The organism is Dendronalium sp. ChiSLP03b (assembly GCF_034531165.2).
Taxonomy (GTDB): domain Bacteria; phylum Cyanobacteriota; class Cyanobacteriia; order Cyanobacteriales; family Nostocaceae; genus Dendronalium; species Dendronalium minutum.
Genome location: NZ_JAVRBR020000018.1, coordinates 65,652 through 82,914 on the forward strand (window position 1 = coordinate 65,652; position 17,263 = coordinate 82,914).

The following is a 17,263-nucleotide window of genomic DNA, read 5'->3' on the forward strand; positions in this document are numbered from 1 at the left end:
CATGGCTACAAGTTATCAACGAGATAATTCTTGGGAATCTACAACAGAATTTGCTGATAATGTTGAGAGTAGGGAAACATTAGGAAAAGTATTTGAAATAGTTTTTTTGTTAGGGTTACTGATTGGTTTATTTATCCTAGCATTGCTACTTTTTGATATTTTCCGAGACGGAATCGGGAGATTTTTGACACCTGGTTTTTTGACAGAAACCCCTTCTCGTTTTCCTGACCAAGGTGGGATTCGTCCTGCTATTGTCAGCAGTATTCTTTTAGGATTAATTGTCATTGTAGTGACAGTACCAATTGGTGTCGGAGCAGCTTTATATCTCGAAGAATACGCGCCCAAAGCTTGGTGGACAGCAATTGTTGAGATTAATATCAGCAATCTGGCAGGAGTCCCTTCTATTGTCTATGGATTACTAGGTTTAGGGGTTTTCAATTATCTGCTGGGTTTTGGCCCCGCTTTAATTTCGGGAGCATTGACTTTATCTTTATTGTCTCTACCAGTAATTATCGTGACATCTAGAGAAGCAATTCGCGCCGTCCCAGATTCCCTGAGAAATGCTTCCTATGGCTTGGGTGTGACAAAATGGCGAACCATCAGCAGTCATGTCTTACCTTATGCTATTCCTGGTATCCTCACAGGGCTGATTATTTCAGTATCCCGTGCCATTGGTGATGCAGCATCTCTAATTGTTGTTGGCGCTGTGGGTTTTCTCACCTTCAATCCTGGTTTATTTCAGAGATTTATGGCATTACCCATTCAAATTTATAGTTACATTACTCGTCCAGAGCCAGGTTTTGCTAATGCAGCGGCAGCGACAATTATTGCATTGTTACTCTTGATTTTAGTGTTAAATGGTGTGGCAATTTATATTCGGCAACGCTTCACAATTAGTTAGGTAATAAAGCTAATTAATTCACTGTATTGAACAAGTATTTACGGTTATTGGGAGATAAGCAAAATGTCATATAGCAATAGTAGAAGTCAATCAGATAGTGCCACACTCAACCAACAAGATAATTCTGTATTCAATGTTGAAGGCGTGAAAGTTTACTATGGTGGATTTCTGGCACTTCTAGATGTCTACATAAAAATTCCCGAAAAACAAATCGTTGCTTTTATTGGGCCTTCAGGATGTGGGAAAAGTACTTTACTGCGTTGCTTCAACCGGATGAACGATCTAATTCCTGGAGCCAAGGTAGAGGGTAGATTAAATTACCGCGAGCGCAATATTTACGATCCCAAAATCAATGCTGTAAAATTACGCCGACAAGTAGGAATGGTTTTTCAAAGACCGAATCCTTTTCCCAAGTCAATATATGAAAATATTGCCTTTGGGCCGCGTTCTAATGGTTATAAAGGTAACATTGATGAATTGGTAGAAGATTCTTTAAGACGCGCCGCTATTTGGGATGAAGTCAAGGACAAACTAAAACACAAGGGTACTGCATTATCTGGCGGACAACAGCAACGACTTTGTATTGCAAGAGCGATCGCCATGAAGCCAGATGTATTATTAATGGATGAACCATGTTCTGCTCTTGACCCCATTTCTACCCGTCAAGTCGAAGAACTCTGCTTAGAACTCAAGCAGCAATACACCATTATTATGGTGACTCACAATATGCAGCAAGCCTCAAGAGTTGCAGATTGGACGGCGTTTTTCAATACAGAAATTGACGAACACGGCAAACGTCGCGGTAAATTAGTTGAATTTAGTTCTACACAGCAAATGTTCACTTCTCCGCAAACGATAGAAGCCGAAGAGTATATTAGCGGACGCTTTGGTTAAGGACAAATCTATAGTTGTCCCAATCATTTATGTAGAACGATAGGCGACGCGGAGACTTTGAACTAAAATCACTAGAGATGCGATCGCCATCAATCCACCCCAAAACCAGTAAGGTAAAAGCAAATACCGCTGCATTTGTGCTGTATCAGACAGTCCCAAAGGGCCAGCACTGTAGCTAAATAGATAATTTAATTGGTGGTAAGTACTCACACAAGCTTGTACGCCCAGAAATTGAATGGCAAAACCCTGTACCCATCGAGGAGCTTTGAAGGCGATACCGAGGATAATTAAACTTAGCAGGGGAATTGCTACCAATCCAAATAAGGAACGTACCCAAACTAATGTTGAAAGCAGTAAAAAACTTCCTAAAATTTTCAAACTTAGGGAAGCTGCTTTAAAACTTCGGGAAGCCAGAATCAAGGCTGCACCAGCAATAGGTGGACCCATCGGCCCGGCTGCTGCGACTAAACCCGGGCCAATTGGCCCCAATGACCGGGAAATGCCATAAGTTGCCACACCAGAACCATTGCCAAAAATCTCTAATTTCTGAAACTGTCCTCCTAATAGCAGTGCCATTAAGCCGTGACCCATTTCATGAAACCAAGTTGCCAGGATGGTAAAGGGGTATAAAATATAATCTCCCGCTGGAACTTGCCACAGTAAGATAGTAGCGATCGCTGCAACCGTTAGCCAAGTCAGCCCCATGCGTTCAACTTCTGGCGGGGCCTCTCTGGCGAGCAAAGGTTCAAAGTCTTTTCCTGGTTCTGTCATAGGTGACTTTTTAATTCGTAGTTCGTAGTTCGTAATTCGTAATTTATGACTACTAGTTCTTAATTACGAATTACGAATTATTAATTATGAACGATGATGCATTAGTGCAGCATGGCAGAAATAATTATGTAGTTGAAAACGATGTAGGCAGATAAGAGAGATAAATTCTTCACTCCTGCCTCCTGCCTTCTGCCTTCTAGCTACGCCAACTGAAAGAGAAACGTCATTAAGTCTCCCTTACCTAGGCTAATGCGATCGCCTGGTCGCAAGCGATGTCGATTCCCAGGTAATAGTGGCAAATTGTTAATATAAGTGCCATTGGAACTGCCCACATCTTCTATATAGTGAGCATCTCCCTCTACACGAATATCTGCATGTATCCGTGAAACAATTTCTGAATTAGGAAATCCGGAAACATCCACATCTGGAGGAATGCGATCGTTGGGCTTACCGATATGAATCACAGACAAACTTTGCGGTAATTCAATCTCGCGATCGGTTTGGACGTGGAATAATCTTGCCGTTACCTGCTGCAATTGCGTTCTGGAAGCAGCTGCGGGAGCTGGTGTTGGTGCAGGTAATGGCGCTGGTTCTGGAGGCACTACTGCTTGCACTGGTGCTGGCTGCGGAGGTGATGTTTCTTCTGGAGGTGGCGTAGGAATTTCTTGCTCAGACATCATAGGAGAAGCAGCAACAGTTGGTGGAGGTGCTGCGGGTTCCGGTGCTGGTTCAGCTGCTGGTGCTGACATTGCCGTCGGTGGTAAGGGTGAAGGAGTTGAGTTAATTCCTAAAGGATCTGGTTGTAAAAGTTCCAAAAGTGGGTCAGGGGTAACTAATGGCGGTACTTCTACTGAGACATCAGGAGCAACTGTTGCCACAGCAGTAGCGGCAGCAGGTGCAGCAGTTGAGTGCAGATTAAAACCACATTGACCGCAGAAAGCAGCATCTGCCTGCACAGTTGCCCCACAGTTGGGACAGTTACTTGTCGCTGGTAACGGTGTATAACAAGCTTCGCACTGGACAGCGCCGTTGGGATTGGGGTGATTGCAATTAGGGCAGACGATCATCGATTTAAGCCTTTGTTCAAGATCATCGTAAAAGAGTACTGGCAAGCAGAGAGAACTATATAGACGCTTTTCTGCGGATTTCCGCAGGGTACGGCAGCTCCCATCGAGCAGAATCGGCAAAACGGCGACTCTAGCTTTCGATTTTAACAATTACTGCTGATAGGAAAGTGAATGTTAGAGTTCCAAACCTGCCTCCGCATCTAATAACCACCAAAGTTCTCCTTGGGGTTGAATTAAGCGGGATGGGTAAGTGGAATCATCTGCAACGGGTGCGAAAACTTGAGCTAAAGCAGGTCGTTTATTAGCACCAGCAACCACAAAAATGACGCTGCGAGCAGAGTTGATGAATGGGTAAGTGAAGGTTATGCGGGGGTTACCGTCTTTATTACCCACAGTAATCAAGCGATCGCTGACTTTTAAGGCTTCTGTATGGGGAAACAAAGATGCGGTATGTCCATCATCTCCCATTCCTTGTAATGCTACATCCAAAGCGGGAAACTCTCCAGGCGAAGAATTAAAAAATTCTTGCAGATGCTGTTCGTATTTCGTAGCTGAGGCTGCTGGATCGCCTTCTAAAGTTGGGATGGCATGAATATTAGCTGCTGGGATATCAACTCGATCTAGCCACGCCCGCCGCGCCATCAGTTCATTGCTATCGGGATGGTCTGGTGGTACATAACGTTCATCCCCCCAGAATACATAGATTTTATCCCAAGGCAGTTTTTCAGCGGCGATCGCTTCGTACAACGGCTTAGGTGTACTGCCGCCGGATAAAGCGATAGTAAATCGCCCCCGCTGCCCAATGGCAGTTTCCAACTTGGACAGGATCAACTCCAGCGATCGCGCAACCAGTGCAGATTGATCCGGTAGGACTTCAACCGTTTTATTCATGACTTCATCATCATTGCCGACTTCCAGCAATAGAATACATAAATTATGACAATCTACCTTTTGAACTTTTGAAACTTTTAACATCAAGAGGCAGAATGCAGGAGTAAGGGGTCATTAGTCAGTATTACTAACTAATGATGGTTCTTGTGATGATTTTTCCTTATCTTCAATTATTAAATATTTTGTTGCTGAGAATTGTGTATCGGGCACTTTTTGAATCTTGCCAAATATTCACAAAAATATTTAATTACTCGACTTTTAACTGGGTAATAGGGAATAAATTGTGGCGAAGGACAATTTACTAACTAGAAAAATTGCCTCCTAACTCCTAATCCCCCACAAACACTTCCTCCCAGTTAGCGATCGCTTCTCGTTGAGCGATTAACAATTGCTGAATCCCTTTTTCAGCAAAATCTAGCAGCTGGTTTAACTGAGTGCGACTAAAACTGCCTTCCTCCCCCGTTCCCTGGATTTCAATTATTCCCAGGTGCTGATTCATGACTACATTTAAATCTACTGTTGCAGCCACATCTTCAACATAGTTTAAGTCTAAATATGGCTCTTCCTGCAATAAACCCACAGAAACTGCTGCTATTTGTCCGCACAGAGGCGATCGCTCTATTACTCCCCGCTGCAACAATTGCGAAATCGCATTAGCTAATGCTACAAAGCCACCTGTAATTGCTGCTGTTCTAGTGCCAGCATCTGCTTGCAATACATCGGCATCTACAGTCAGGGTGCGTTCTCCCAAAACCCCGAAATCTATTGCCGCACGTAAACTGCGTCCTATTAAACGCTGAATTTCTTGAGTTCGTCCAGATAATTTCAGTAATTCTCTTTCTTGCCGTTGTTGAGTAGCAGAAGGTAGCATTCGGTACTCAGATGTCAACCAACCTTTGCCAGTTCCTGCTAAAAACTTGGGTACTCCCTCACTAACACTGACAGTACAAAGCACCTGAGTATCGCCACATTTTGTCAGAACAGAACCAGGAGCAAAGCGGGTAAAGCCTGTGTGAAAGCCTACGGGACGGAGTTGGTAGGGTTGCCGACCGTCGGGACGCTGCCAAACCATTGGAGTAGCCTCAAAATTTTCATATAGTTAAGAATACTGCCTTAAGATTACCTTAGTGTTGCAACTTATCTAAGTGCTTTATGGGGTCAGCATCCAACTCTCAAGGATAAAATGTGAAATTTGAATTTAGGCCACTATTAAAGGATTTACTGTGAAGTATACAGCAACTCCTCAAAGTCGATGTCAGGATAACTCAACACTGTTTGACATCTAGTCCGATTGATTTTTATTTCTGGCGTTGCTGAATTGAAATACGATTGAAGCTTCTTGTCTTTTCTTCTCTTGCTCTCCATTATGGGATACTGAGCAGAGTCAAAATTTTTTGCTCCACCATCTCTGGTATCTGGTCGCCGTTAATAGTCAACAACCGACGGCGACGGTCGTAATATTCTAAGATAGGAACAGTGCGATCGTAAAATATTTCTACTCGGCGATGCACGATTTCGGGTTGGTCATCTGGACGCGATCGCCCCAAAGATCGACTAACCATAACTGCTTCTGGTACTTGTAAATAAATCGCCCAGTCTAACTTTTGCCCTAAATCGTCTAATAAAAAATCCAATTCCTCCGCTTGGAAGGCAGTACGGGGATAACCTTCTAATATCCAACCACAATCGACATCAGCCTTTTTGAGCCGCAACCGAATTAAATCAATTATCATTTCGTCTGGGACTAACTCCCCTCTGGTCACGTATGGCTGTGCATGGCGACCTAGAGTGCTAACTTTAGCGTAGACGCTCTCAAGCGACTTGTCGCCAGACATCGCCTGCCGTAAAATCTCCCCCGTAGAAATCTGAAGAATCTCAAAGTATCTGCAAAGTCTTTGTGCTTGAGTGCTTTTCCCAGATCCCGATCCCCCCAGAATCACTAATCTCACAACAATTCACTCCTAAATCGGTAAAATTTATAACATTCTAGATATGTTTTGCCCAAAGCAACAAGACATCTAACAACCGGGTATCAACTGGATATTGTCATTTTCTAATCGCAGATTCTGAAATAGTTTAGAAATGCTAATTAGGTATTTTGATTGTTACGACTAGTTTTATGCAAAAAACGAAAATGTCAATATTTATAACACTTGACTTCAGCACAAACCTAGTGTTTGCTAAGAAGGCAGATTAACAGATACTCTAAATTTGTCAAAAACAGAATGAGCATATAAGTAGATTTGTAACTACTTACCGCAAAAAATCTTGATTATTTGTAACTTTTTTAACTTTTCCTATGGTTGCTCAGTTAGAAACCCCAAGTGTAAATTCGGTTCTTACCCTTCCACACCCAGTTGAAGGACTGATACAAGTTTTCACTAGCACTCACCGTAACTTTTTTACAAGCGTTATGGCGCAAGCACTGAGAATTGCTGGTCAAGGCACACCAGTGTTAATCGTGCAATTTCTCAAAGGCGGGATTCGTCAAGGACACGACCGACCCATTCAGTTAGGACAAAATTTAGATTGGATTCGCTGTGATTTGCCTCGCTGCATCGATACACCACACCTAGACGATACAGAAAACCAAGCTTTACAAAAGCTTTGGCAGCATACACAACAAGTAGTGTGCGAGGGTAAGTATTCTCTGGTTGTTTTAGATGAGTTAAGTTTGGCAATCAACTTTGGCTTAATTCCCGAAGCTGAAGTTTTAGCATTTTTGGCAAAACGCCCTCCCCATGTTGATATCATTCTCACAGGACCAGAGATGCCGAAATCTCTTTTAGATTTGGCAGACCAAATTACAGAGATCCGCCGCAGTCATCGACCCTAAACAAAAAACTCGGTTCACGCTATTCTAGTAATTCTATTTAAATTACCTGTGAACTTGTGATTAAGAACGATATCTGGATTACTGAAATGGCTCAACAAGGTATGATTTCACCTTTTGAGCCAAGTTTAATTAGAAAAGTGCAAAAAGATGAATCTGTAGGAGTTCAACCTGTAATTAGCTATGGTGTGTCTTCCTATGGCTACGATATCAGGCTTTCATCGGCTGAGTTCCGCATTTTTCGCCACATTCCTGGAACTATAGTTAATCCAAAAAAGTTTAATCCTCATAATTTGGAACCAACACCCCTACACAGAGATACCAATGATATTTACTTTATCCTGCCTGCTCACTCTTATGGTCTGGGGGTTGCCTTGGAAAGGCTTGAGGTTCCAAACAATATTACTGTGATTTGCATTGGTAAAAGTACTTACGCAAGATGTGGTATAATAACAAGCATAACACCAGCTGAAGCTGGGTGGCGGGGTCATCTAACCTTAGAATTTTCCAATTCTTCCAGTACTGACTGTCGCATTTACGCTGATGAAGGTGTAGTGAAGTTGATATTTTTAGAAGGTGAACCCTGCGCTATCAGTTACAATGCTCGTCAAGGTAAATATCAGGATCAAGCTGAGCTTGTAACCCTGGCTAAGGTATGCTAAATAATTTGTTTAAATTAGCTGTGAAATTGTGATTAAGAACGATATTTGGATTGCTAAAATGGCTCAAAAAGGTATGATTTCTCCCTTTGAGCCAGATTTAATTAGAAAAGTGCAAAAAGATACAGATTTAGGGGGTAGACCCGTAATTAGCTATGGACTTTCTTCCTATGGCTACGATATACGCCTTTCCTCGGCTGAGTTTCGCATTTTTCGCCACATTCCTGGAACAATAGTTGATCCCAAAAAGTTTAATCCTCAGAATTTGGAACCAACACCGTTACATAAGGATATTGATGACAGTTACTTTATTTTACCTGCTCATTCCTATGGTTTGGGAGTTGCCCTAGAAAGATTAGAGGTTCCAGGCAACATCACTGTAATTTGTATAGGTAAATCTACTTATGCACGTTGCGGAATTATAGCAAATCTAACACCTGCTGAGCCTGCATGGCGAGGTCATCTAACCTTGGAATTTTCCAACTCCTCTAGCACTGACTGTCGCATCTACGCCAATGAAGGGGTCGTGCAATTGCTATTTTTAGAAGGAGAATCCTGTGCTATAAATTACGAAACTCGCCAGGGCAAATATCAAGATCAGCCTGAAATTGTGACACTAGCTCGCGTATAGTCTAAATAATATGCAAGTTTACACATTGGCTGTAATTCCTGTGGAGCCAAAACCGCTATTTCCTCTAGATGTAAGACTAAGGCTATCAACTTCTTCAACATCAACCCGAACAACAGGTGTAATTACCATTTGAGCAATTTTCATTCCTTTTTTCACTTGAAAAGTACTTTTACCATGATTTATTAAAATTACATTAATTTCTCCTCGATAACCCTCGTCTACCGTACCCGGAGTATTTAAAACTGTAATTTGGTGCTTAAGAGCTAGACCACTTCTAGGACGAATTTGAGCTTCGGTTCCTTGAGGCAATTCTATTGAAATACCAGTATGTATTAGCCTACTTTCTCCAGAAGGAAGCTCTAATTCGTCTATTGATACTAAATCTAGCCCTGCATCATTTGGATATTCATATTTAGGAATAATTGCTGAATCAACTAGTTTCAATACTCTTAACTTCATCTATTACTTCCCTTTGTTTCTATTTCTTCCTTTGATATACTTTTCATATTCTACGTTCTAGATCAACAGTTATTAGAGCTACCAATGCAGAAGACATTATAGTGATAAATGTATTTATACTAGAGGTAGTTGATGCATACCAGTTTTTTTGTCCTAACTGCTTTTGGTTAGTTTGAAGATACCAAGACGATAATATTAACATAAAAATTAGCCCAACAAAAGTAGCATATAATTGCCGTGAAATAATTTTTTTGTCTTTATTTTGAGTTTCTATTTTATTGTGATTAGCTTTTATTTCACGGTCACGTTTTATACTCTGATAATCTTTACATTCCTCTAGTTTTAATAAAAGTAAGTCTTTATTACTCATGTAAGGTTTGTCAAGAGCGTTGCTTTCCTCTCTACTGATTTGTATACCTACCTCACCAAGGATATCTCTTCTGCCATGAGTGTTGCCATGTTCTCTACTAGACTCTGTACAAAGATACTGAAATGCTAAAGTTACAAAGTTGGTTATTTCCGGAATTAATTCTATAGGATAATTGCTATGATTAGTTATTGATATCAGTGAAGGACCTATATAATTAGGATCGAGAGTAGTTCCAATGTGACCAGTACCTTGTGAAACTTGAGTAACCCTAGAATGATAGGTTCCTGTTATTTTTTTTGAGACCCAAACTGTTTCATTAGTTTCTATTAAAGCAGTATCTCCTTGATTAATAATAATTTTATTTTGTTGACTATTATAAATGCTTTGCTTAGTTGATAAACTCCAGGCATACTTACTAGCTGTTAAGTTGTAACTTGCTCCTTTAAGATTATCTTGTGTGAACGGATAGATTAAAATATTAATTCCTAACTCTTGTTTGATATCATTATCACTTAGCATTGACATACTTGGAAATTCCAATTATTACTATAAAGAGTATTTTAAAGTTAAAAATTCATAAAAATATTAAAGATTGAACTTTGTATTTAAAAAAAGCATTAAGATACTAACCTCACCTTGCATAAACGCTGCTTTTCGTTCGTACTATTGTGTGATCGCCCTAAATCAAGCCAAAAAATAGGAATGCAATCGCTTTATCCTAAGGCAAATTCTGTGAACTTCCGTAGGGAGACTCATCAGCCAATATGTTTCTTAAGAATTAAGGTGCTAACCTTGCCTTACCTAGACGTTGCTTTTCATACCATTGTGCGATCGCAGGTGCCCAATCCTCAAAATGAGGCCACATCATTTCACACAATTTTTGAATTTCAAGTTGAGCATCTTTCTTATTTCTTAAGTCGCAAAAGTGCAAAAAAGACCTTAAATTAAAACTAACTACAAAATGCTGGCGATAATCAAAAGGTACTTTACCTCTTGCATGTTCTTCAGACATTCCTGCTTCAAAATCAGCTTTATATTGCCTAGTTGCTTCTAGACACCACTGCAAATCTGCTGTTCGTTGCTCTGGGGAATAGTAATATTTTTTTCCTTGTCTATCAGCATAAGAACCAACAGGACGCAGGTAGAAAACATCTTCAATGTCTTTCTTTCCCTCTACTACATCAATAAATTGGTTCCCTGTATATCTAAAAGATTGAACATCAAATGATACTCCAACTCGATGAGTACGAGCTTGCTGCATCACACTGTGGGGAAAATAACCACAGTTAAAAACAATCTGGGGATGCTCTAAAGGCCCGTAATGTCCTCTCTCTCCCGCCAAAAGTCGCTTAACAATAATTTCACCGCTTTGTGACTCCGAGGGCCAAGAGTCGCGCTCATCAAACACGAACCCATCGGTATAGTCTTGGTGCATGGCGGCATAAATTACCTGCTGCGGGTTTGGTGTTTTGGCAATAACCTCTACTCGGAATCGATCCATTGGCTGCTGTAAATGTAATTTGTGACTGAGAGTGCTTGTGAATCAGGAGCGGAGCCTGTTTGTTAAACATGACTTTTAACTCGATTCATCATCTTATCTCTATTAGGCAGATTCATATACTTTACAAACCTTAATAATTTTGTTACAGTTTGTTACAAGAAAGAAAACAAGGGAAAATTTCATGCGTACCAACAATTCCATCGTTGACGACCAGGGCTTGATGAACAACTTTGCAATTGAGCCAAAGGTTTATGTAGATGAGCAAGGCGATCGCACTGGGTTCACTCCCTATGCAGAACTACTCAACGGTCGTCTAGCAATGATTGGTTTTGTCTCTCTAATAGCATTAGAAATACTGACAGGACACAGTGTCTTGGGTCTTTTAGCAGGTCTGTAACCAATACGGTTAAAAAATAAACATCACTTGCAAATCCCATTCTTGATTTTGGCGAATAATATCGATTTGCCTGATGAATTCTCGAAAATAAAATCGTCGTTCTGCTTCTGACAAGTCCAACCAAAATTGCGGAATTGAAACAGCTTGGGCAACAGAACGCAAGTTGACTGGGGGAAGAGTCGCCAGCTTTGCTTGAAGTGCAGAAATTTCTGTGCGGAGTTTATAAGCCCTTAACTTTGCTGTTTCAGTATCCAAAATCCCGGTTTTAACTAAAGTGGGTAACTGTTCAAGTATTTCTTGTTGACGGGCGATCGCTTCTCCTAAACTGTTCTTAATAGCATCCAACTGCGGAAAATTCATTCCCGCTACTGCTAGGGGTAAGTCACGACAAACTGTGACAATTGTACGTTCCAAAACATCCTGGTAGGGAATAGCCCGACATTTAGGGCGATTAGGGCAGCTGATGGGACGTAAGTAAAGATATTCTTTGTCTTGGTGGCGTTGGGTAACACGAGTGACTGTCATGTGTGACTGACATTCGCTACAAACAACTAACCCAGCTAAAGAACGGGGCGCGCTAGCAGTCCGAGATGGTAATCGGCTATTACGGCGTAAAAGGCGGTCAACTTGGGCAGCTTCTTCTTTAGAAATTATGGGAACATGTGTATCAGAAATAATTTCATCATTGCGATAAGCTGTGTTGCCGCGATAGACAGGATTAGTCAGCCAACGCCGCCCAGTGGTAACAGAGATTTTCTTGCCGTACTTTTTCGCTAAGTAACGCACAGAACCCCGCAAGGAACCATAAAGTAGAAAGTTTTCAAAAAACTCTTTAACTACAGGAGAAGTGCTGCGGTCAACAATGTACTTATCTTTACTTCTGCGGTAGCCGTAGGGAGGTTTGCCGGGTGGAGGAGCAGCGTCAAGACGATTGCGGGCGTGACCTTGACGGATGCGGCGACTATGTTGCTGACGTTGGATTTCATGTAGCAATTTCAGCAAGTCAGCACGGAGGTGGGAATTTTCCGAAGTGTAGGGTTGTTCAATAGCAATTATTACCACTCCCATTGCTTCGAGTTCATTGAGGCGATCGCTCACTTCCTCTACAGTATCCCCCAATTCTTCCAAACGACGGATTAACAAGTAATCTACAGATTCAGTTTGGCAGTCTGTCAACAATTGTTGTAATTGCGATCGCTTGCCCAAATCTTGATAAACCCGATCCACTTCCCATCCCCAACTAGCTTGGTCGGGAGAAGATTCTAACAGGGGTTCGGTGTAAGTGTAAGCGATAATTTTCATGAGTAGAGACGCGATTAATCGCGTCTGTACAGTTGTCATTGTTATTCTCCGCGTCCCCGCGTCTTCTCTTACTCCCCACACTACTGCTGACTAAGCTCGATAATATTCCCATCTGGGTCTTGAGTGAAGAGAGCAGCGCGACCAGAGGCGCTAGCTTGAATAGGATAATTTTGATTGAGTAATTCTTGCTTGGCTGCATCCAAGTCTGCAACTGAAAAAGCGATGTGGGGATTGCGTCCCCATTTTTCATTTGGGTTGTCGGTGGGAACAGTTGATGCAACTATCAAGTGGATTTGATAGTTGCCAACTTGATACCATGCACCAGGATACTTGAGGGTGCGGTCTATTTTAGATAACCCCAACACTTTGCCATAAAAGTGTTCGGAGCGTTCTAAGTCCGTAACGAGAATAGCTGTGTGAAGACTCTGAGTAATCTGCATTGTCGTAAGATGCGATCGCCTAATGCTGCATGGATCGTAACAGATCGCTGGAACAGCCTCACCGAAGAACAGCAACGATTCTGAGCAGTCCGCATTTCCTTTACTAAATTGAGGGCTGCGATATAATCATTTTGTTTTCTTGAGCAAAGTGCCAAACATGCGTAGACACAAAGCAGCTTGCCTTTGGCATCGCTACTGTCAATAGGCAGTTTAACTTTTTCAAAAGTGATGAAGCGAACGAGAAGCTAACCTTTCCTGACTATGCTGTGCTAAAGATGTTTAAGGTTTGTGGATTTCTGGCGGTAATTTTACATAGATATCCTTGACAACTTCCATGCCTTTACCCTTTGGGATATCTTTCTCAGCTTGTCTTCGCAGGATTATGAGTGAGTCGACAATGGCATCAAAGTCAGTCGATGAGTGAACCTTGTATCGTAAACGGTCTCTTAGAATCTTTGCTTCTGCATGAATAACTCTATAAAACTCAGCTTTCTCAGCAAAATTAAATGCATTCTGAAGACTAATAAACAGCGTGATAATTAAACCGAAAATTCCTGATGCAACACCGTAACCTAAAAAACCCGTAGCTGTTACTGAAAGTCCGAGGAAGATACCAAATGTAATCATTGCATTACTTATCCACAAATTGCGAATATGCAGATGCCAGTACCAATCCTTAAAGCCATCAATCTGAACTAGGAGTTTGTTGAGCTTTTCCGGATCGGGCGATTCATTCGGATTCATACGTTTTTAAGCTTTAAATTGACAATCTTAAAAAAAAACTAACAATTTGCCTAAAATGTTTCGATTATCCTATTTATACCAATAAACAGCGACGTTGCAATGCTTGCTTGAGTAAAGCTTGATGTTCTTCATCGCCAATGCGATAAGCACCAAATCTTTCTAAGTGGGGATTCATCATTTGGGCATCAAACAGCACAAATTTCCTTTGGCGCAATCTCTCCACCAACTTTACCATCGCCACTTTTGAACCTTCAGTAATGCGGTAAAACATCGATTCGCCAATAAAAGCACCGCCAATGACAATCCCCAAAATTCCCCCAGCGAGTTCGTCACCTTGCCAAGTTTCAAAACTATAAGCATAACCCTTCTGGTAAAGTAGCCAGTAAATTTCTTCTAATTCTGGTGAAATCCAAGTTGTTTCGCGGTTAGAACAGCCAGCGACTACAGTCTGAAAGTCACGATTAATCGCCACTGTAAAACGCTCTTGGTTCAGAACACGCTGCAAAGACTTAGGGTAGCGAAATCGTTCGTCTAAGGGAATCAAAGTGCGATCGCGGCTTCCATACCATCCCAAGCGATCGCTGTCGTCAGCCATGAGAAAATAGCCTTGAGCATAGCCCTGAATAATAGCGGCGATATCATATTGCATAGATAAAAAAATACCAGAGTCACGCAATTTGATGCTAGCAGTCACCCTTTGCGTTCCTCTGCAATTTCCTTAATGTTTCCCTGCGTTTAAAAAAATGACTCAAGCAATTCCACCCATCACCCTACCACCATCAGAAAATCCCTACCTTGAAGGCAAATGGTTGCAAGAGCGTCTATTGCGGTGGCTGGACGCAGAATTCATCCCTGAAACAGTCAATCACAAGATTGCCCAACGTGCAGCACAAATCTTTGTCAGGCAGCGCATGGAAGGAGAAAATGACCTAGGTTCTTTGGTGATTGCCATTGTTACAGAGATGCAGGCGTTTGATTTTTCCAAAAGCTTTTATGGAGAGTTTGCGATCGCCAACGCCGTCAGCGATCTACTCTTAGAAAGTCTGGGAATTGATAAATGTTGCGGTCAATAATATTAGTCAGTTGTCAGTTGTCCATTGTCAGTTGTTCGTTCTGTACAACTGACTACTAACTACTGACCCCTTCGGGGTTCGCCAGTCGCTCATGGGGGAAACCCCCAAGACCACGCTGACTCACCACTGACTACCAACTAGACTTAACTACTCCGGGTAAAAGACCTTCATGGGCCCATTCCCGCAGTACGTTCCGAGATAGCCCAAAGTCGCGGTAAACACCTCTAGGACGACCAGTTACCCAGCAACGGTTACGGCGACGGCTGGGCGCACTATTACGCGGTAACTGTTGAATTTGCCGATGAATGTCCAGCTTGTCTAAGGGAGATTCTGTTGTTCTGAACTCTTCCAGCAAGGCTTCCCGCTTTTCGGCATACTTTTCTACCAACTTGGCGCGTTTTTTCTCGCGCTCAATCATACTCTTCTTGGCCATATATTATGTCTAGGTCTAATTCACTTAAAGACAGTATTTTCCATTCTACAGTGTCCCTATCAATTCTAGGGCTACTTGTGTTGTCGTACTATCATCACTGGTTTATTAGCAGCAGGGCATAAATCTGCCAACTTACAAGCATCACAAGCAGGAGAGCGAGCTTTACAAACAGCACGACCGTGATAAATGAGCCGAATTGACCAATTTTCCCAATCTGCTTGAGGTAACAACCCCATTAAATCTTTTTCAATGCGGATGGGATCTGAATGCTCAGTTAAACCTAAACGCTGGCTGAGGCGATTGACGTGAGTATCTACAGTCACCCCAGCGTTAATGCCATAAGCATGAGCCAAGACTACATTTGCCGTCTTCCGCGCCACACCCGGAAGCCGCAACAACTGCTCCATTTTGTTGGGTACAACAGAGTCAAACTCGCAAACAATCATCCGACATGCTGCTTGAATATTTTTCGCCTTATTGCGATAAAACCCTGTGGAACGCACCAAGTTTTCTAACTCAAATAAGTCAGCGTTCGCCAAACTAGCTGCATCCGGAAACCTACTAAATAGCTCAGGAGTTACTTTATTGACTCGCTCATCAGTACACTGAGCAGAGAGAATAGTTGCCACTAGCAGTTGTACTGGTGTTGAGTAGTTCAAAGAGCAGGTTGCGTTTGGATAAAGACGCTTCAGGCGAACTAGAATTTCTAGTGCCTGTTGCTTCTTAGATAGCGATTTACGAGTGGTACTCACTGGAACAATTTTTGTACCCATTCCAACTGGCTAGTTAACTGGGTGGTTTCTTTAACTATTAGAAAAATTCCCAGTCCTAACAGTAGCATTAAACCAGTTTGCATCACACCTTCTTGGATACGGGTAGGTATGGGTTTACCGCGCAAACCTTCGATTAGCAGAAACGCTAGTTGTCCACCATCCAAAGCTGGTAAAGGCAAAATATTAATGATTGCCAAGTTAATACTAATTAAAGCGGCAAAGAAGAACAAACTGCCTGTATCGTTTTGGGCGATGTTAGCCCCAATTTCCACAATTTTAATTGGCCCAGCTACTTGGTTAGCTGTTTCGCCAAAGTTTGTGATTAGTTGCCCAAACCCTTTAAATGTCAGGGTGACAATGCGCTGAAATTCCACCGCACCAATGTTCAAAGCTTTCACCGGGTTAGTAACGGGATGACGTTCTATTTTGACATTGGGAGAAAGTCCGATGCCAATACTGCCTTCACCGTTTGATTTAGCTTCAGGAACTAGGTTTACAGAAAACTTTTGCTCCCCACGGGCAATTTCTAATTCAACTGGTTTACCTGCATTGGTTTTAATTATTTCCCTTAAAGCTTCTAACTCTTGCTGCGATGCCCCAAATTCTCTTTGATTAGCGGCTAAAATTATATCTCCTTTTTGAATTCCGGCTTTTTGTGCTACTGAACTAACATCTGGTGCTAGCTGTTGGATTAAAACTCCTGGTAAGGGTTGGGTTGTTTGTGGTATACCAACCGTGCCAACTTGTACTACTAGAAGGAGATAGGCAAATATTAAATTTGCTATCACTCCAGCACTGATGACGATCGCCCGGTCTAAAATTGGACGGTTACGCAGCAGATTCGGGTCATTGGGTGGAATATCGCTATCTGGGTCGTCGTCAGGAAAACCCACAAAGCCACCCAAAGGAAAGGCGCGGATAGCATATTCGGTTTGCGATCCTTGGTACTTCCAAAGAATGGGGCCAAACCCCAAAGAAAAGCGGTTAACGTGAATACCTTGAGAACGTGCTGCAACAAAGTGTCCCAACTCGTGTACCAAGATCAAAACAGCCAAGACTGCGATCGCTGCTAAAACTGACATAGAGTAAATTAGTGAAGATATTAAGCTACATACTTATCTCTA

At 42.0% G+C, this 17,263-nt stretch carries 22 protein-coding genes; 7 read left to right on the forward strand and 15 right to left on the reverse strand.

Features of this window, described 5'->3' with window-relative positions; all coding sequences use genetic code 11:
* The first annotated feature begins 1 nt into the window (after position 1).
* Together pstA and pstB are read left to right on the forward strand one after the other, a co-directional pair.
* Positions 2–901 (forward strand): phosphate ABC transporter permease PstA, encoded by a 900-nt coding sequence (gene pstA / locus RMY31_RS04985; protein ID WP_322659103.1) that lies wholly within the window; start codon positions 2–4, stop codon positions 899–901.
* 63 nt (positions 902–964) lie between these two features.
* The gene (gene pstB, locus RMY31_RS04990; RefSeq protein WP_322659104.1) at positions 965–1,795 is read left to right on the forward strand and encodes a phosphate ABC transporter ATP-binding protein PstB; all 831 of its coding nucleotides are present in this window, start codon (positions 965–967) and stop codon (positions 1,793–1,795) included.
* 27 nt (positions 1,796–1,822) lie between these two features.
* On the opposite strand, the gene RMY31_RS04995 is transcribed toward pstB, so the two are convergent.
* From RMY31_RS04995 to RMY31_RS05015, 5 genes are all read right to left on the reverse strand, one after another.
* Positions 1,823–2,566, reverse strand: a complete 744-nt coding sequence (locus tag RMY31_RS04995; RefSeq protein ID WP_322659105.1) for a M50 family metallopeptidase — start codon at positions 2,564–2,566, stop codon at positions 1,823–1,825.
* Positions 2,567–2,766: 200 nt separating this feature from the next.
* Positions 2,767–3,633, reverse strand: a complete 867-nt coding sequence (locus RMY31_RS05000; protein WP_322659106.1) for an FHA domain-containing protein — start codon at positions 3,631–3,633, stop codon at positions 2,767–2,769.
* A 174-nt stretch (positions 3,634–3,807) separates the two neighbouring features.
* Complete coding sequence (gene pgl / locus RMY31_RS05005; protein ID WP_322659137.1) at positions 3,808–4,524, reverse strand: 6-phosphogluconolactonase; 717 nt, start codon at positions 4,522–4,524, stop codon at positions 3,808–3,810.
* 328 nt (positions 4,525–4,852) lie between these two features.
* Positions 4,853–5,596: a ribonuclease PH gene (gene rph, locus RMY31_RS05010; RefSeq protein WP_322659107.1), complete on the reverse strand. Its 744-nt coding sequence runs from the start codon at positions 5,594–5,596 to the stop codon at positions 4,853–4,855.
* 292 nt (positions 5,597–5,888) lie between these two features.
* Entirely contained in the window at positions 5,889–6,473 is a 585-nt protein-coding gene (locus RMY31_RS05015; protein ID WP_322659108.1) for an adenylate kinase family protein, read from the reverse strand.
* Between the two features lie 350 nt (positions 6,474–6,823).
* Here RMY31_RS05015 and RMY31_RS05020 point away from each other — a divergent pair, with 350 nt between their 5' ends.
* The 3 genes from RMY31_RS05020 to dcd (RMY31_RS05030) all read left to right on the forward strand — a co-directional run bounded on the left by RMY31_RS05020 (position 6,824) and on the right by dcd (RMY31_RS05030) (position 8,647).
* The gene (locus RMY31_RS05020) at positions 6,824–7,360 is read left to right on the forward strand and encodes a P-loop NTPase family protein (protein WP_322659109.1); all 537 of its coding nucleotides are present in this window, start codon (positions 6,824–6,826) and stop codon (positions 7,358–7,360) included.
* 86 nt (positions 7,361–7,446) lie between these two features.
* Positions 7,447–8,019, forward strand: coding sequence for a dCTP deaminase (gene dcd, locus RMY31_RS05025; protein WP_322659138.1), 573 nt, complete (start codon positions 7,447–7,449; stop codon positions 8,017–8,019).
* Positions 8,020–8,047: 28 nt separating this feature from the next.
* Complete coding sequence (gene dcd / locus RMY31_RS05030) at positions 8,048–8,647, forward strand: dCTP deaminase (protein WP_409877364.1); 600 nt, start codon at positions 8,048–8,050, stop codon at positions 8,645–8,647.
* Between the two features lie 18 nt (positions 8,648–8,665).
* On the opposite strand, the gene dut is transcribed toward dcd (RMY31_RS05030), so the two are convergent.
* From dut to thyX, 3 genes are all read right to left on the reverse strand, one after another.
* Entirely contained in the window at positions 8,666–9,106 is a 441-nt protein-coding gene (gene dut, locus RMY31_RS05035) for a dUTP diphosphatase (protein WP_322659110.1), read from the reverse strand.
* Positions 9,107–9,149: 43 nt separating this feature from the next.
* Positions 9,150–10,001 carry a dCTP deaminase domain-containing protein gene (locus RMY31_RS05040; protein ID WP_322659111.1) on the reverse strand — a complete coding sequence of 284 codons (852 nt, stop codon included), beginning with the start codon at positions 9,999–10,001 and terminating at the stop codon, positions 9,150–9,152.
* A 253-nt stretch (positions 10,002–10,254) separates the two neighbouring features.
* A complete protein-coding gene (gene thyX / locus RMY31_RS05045; protein ID WP_322659112.1) occupies positions 10,255–10,977 on the reverse strand; it encodes an FAD-dependent thymidylate synthase in 723 nt (240 codons plus the stop codon).
* Positions 10,978–11,158: 181 nt separating this feature from the next.
* On the opposite strand from thyX, the gene RMY31_RS05050 reads away from it, so the two are divergent.
* Positions 11,159–11,374, forward strand: a complete 216-nt coding sequence (locus RMY31_RS05050) for a chlorophyll a/b-binding protein (protein ID WP_322659113.1) — start codon at positions 11,159–11,161, stop codon at positions 11,372–11,374.
* Positions 11,375–11,383: 9 nt separating this feature from the next.
* Here the strand turns inward: RMY31_RS05050 and RMY31_RS05055 are convergent, their stop codons facing one another.
* The 4 genes from RMY31_RS05055 to aat all read right to left on the reverse strand — a co-directional run bounded on the left by RMY31_RS05055 (position 11,384) and on the right by aat (position 14,509).
* The gene (locus tag RMY31_RS05055) at positions 11,384–12,676 is read right to left on the reverse strand and encodes a recombinase family protein (protein WP_322659140.1); all 1,293 of its coding nucleotides are present in this window, start codon (positions 12,674–12,676) and stop codon (positions 11,384–11,386) included.
* Positions 12,677–12,756: 80 nt separating this feature from the next.
* Complete coding sequence (locus RMY31_RS05060) at positions 12,757–13,116, reverse strand: VOC family protein (protein ID WP_322659141.1); 360 nt, start codon at positions 13,114–13,116, stop codon at positions 12,757–12,759.
* Positions 13,117–13,395: 279 nt separating this feature from the next.
* Entirely contained in the window at positions 13,396–13,860 is a 465-nt protein-coding gene (locus RMY31_RS05065; RefSeq protein WP_322659114.1) for a hypothetical protein, read from the reverse strand.
* A gap of 73 nt (positions 13,861–13,933) precedes the next feature.
* Complete coding sequence (aat, locus tag RMY31_RS05070) at positions 13,934–14,509, reverse strand: leucyl/phenylalanyl-tRNA--protein transferase (protein ID WP_322659142.1); 576 nt, start codon at positions 14,507–14,509, stop codon at positions 13,934–13,936.
* 94 nt (positions 14,510–14,603) lie between these two features.
* Between aat and RMY31_RS05075 the strand changes: the two genes are divergently transcribed.
* Positions 14,604–14,933 (forward strand): hypothetical protein, encoded by a 330-nt coding sequence (locus RMY31_RS05075; RefSeq protein WP_322659115.1) that lies wholly within the window; start codon positions 14,604–14,606, stop codon positions 14,931–14,933.
* A 130-nt stretch (positions 14,934–15,063) separates the two neighbouring features.
* Here RMY31_RS05075 and rpsN read toward each other — a convergent pair whose 3' ends face one another.
* From rpsN to rseP, 3 genes are all read right to left on the reverse strand, one after another.
* A complete protein-coding gene (rpsN, locus tag RMY31_RS05080) occupies positions 15,064–15,366 on the reverse strand; it encodes a 30S ribosomal protein S14 (protein ID WP_322659116.1) in 303 nt (100 codons plus the stop codon).
* 71 nt (positions 15,367–15,437) lie between these two features.
* On the reverse strand, positions 15,438–16,139 hold the full coding sequence (gene nth, locus RMY31_RS05085; RefSeq protein WP_322659117.1) for an endonuclease III: 702 nt from the start codon (positions 16,137–16,139) through the stop codon (positions 15,438–15,440).
* Positions 16,115–17,221 carry an RIP metalloprotease RseP gene (gene rseP / locus RMY31_RS05090; RefSeq protein ID WP_322659118.1) on the reverse strand — a complete coding sequence of 369 codons (1,107 nt, stop codon included), beginning with the start codon at positions 17,219–17,221 and terminating at the stop codon, positions 16,115–16,117. Before rseP ends, nth begins: the two co-directional genes overlap by 25 nt.
* Between the last annotated feature and the right edge of the window lie 42 nt (positions 17,222–17,263).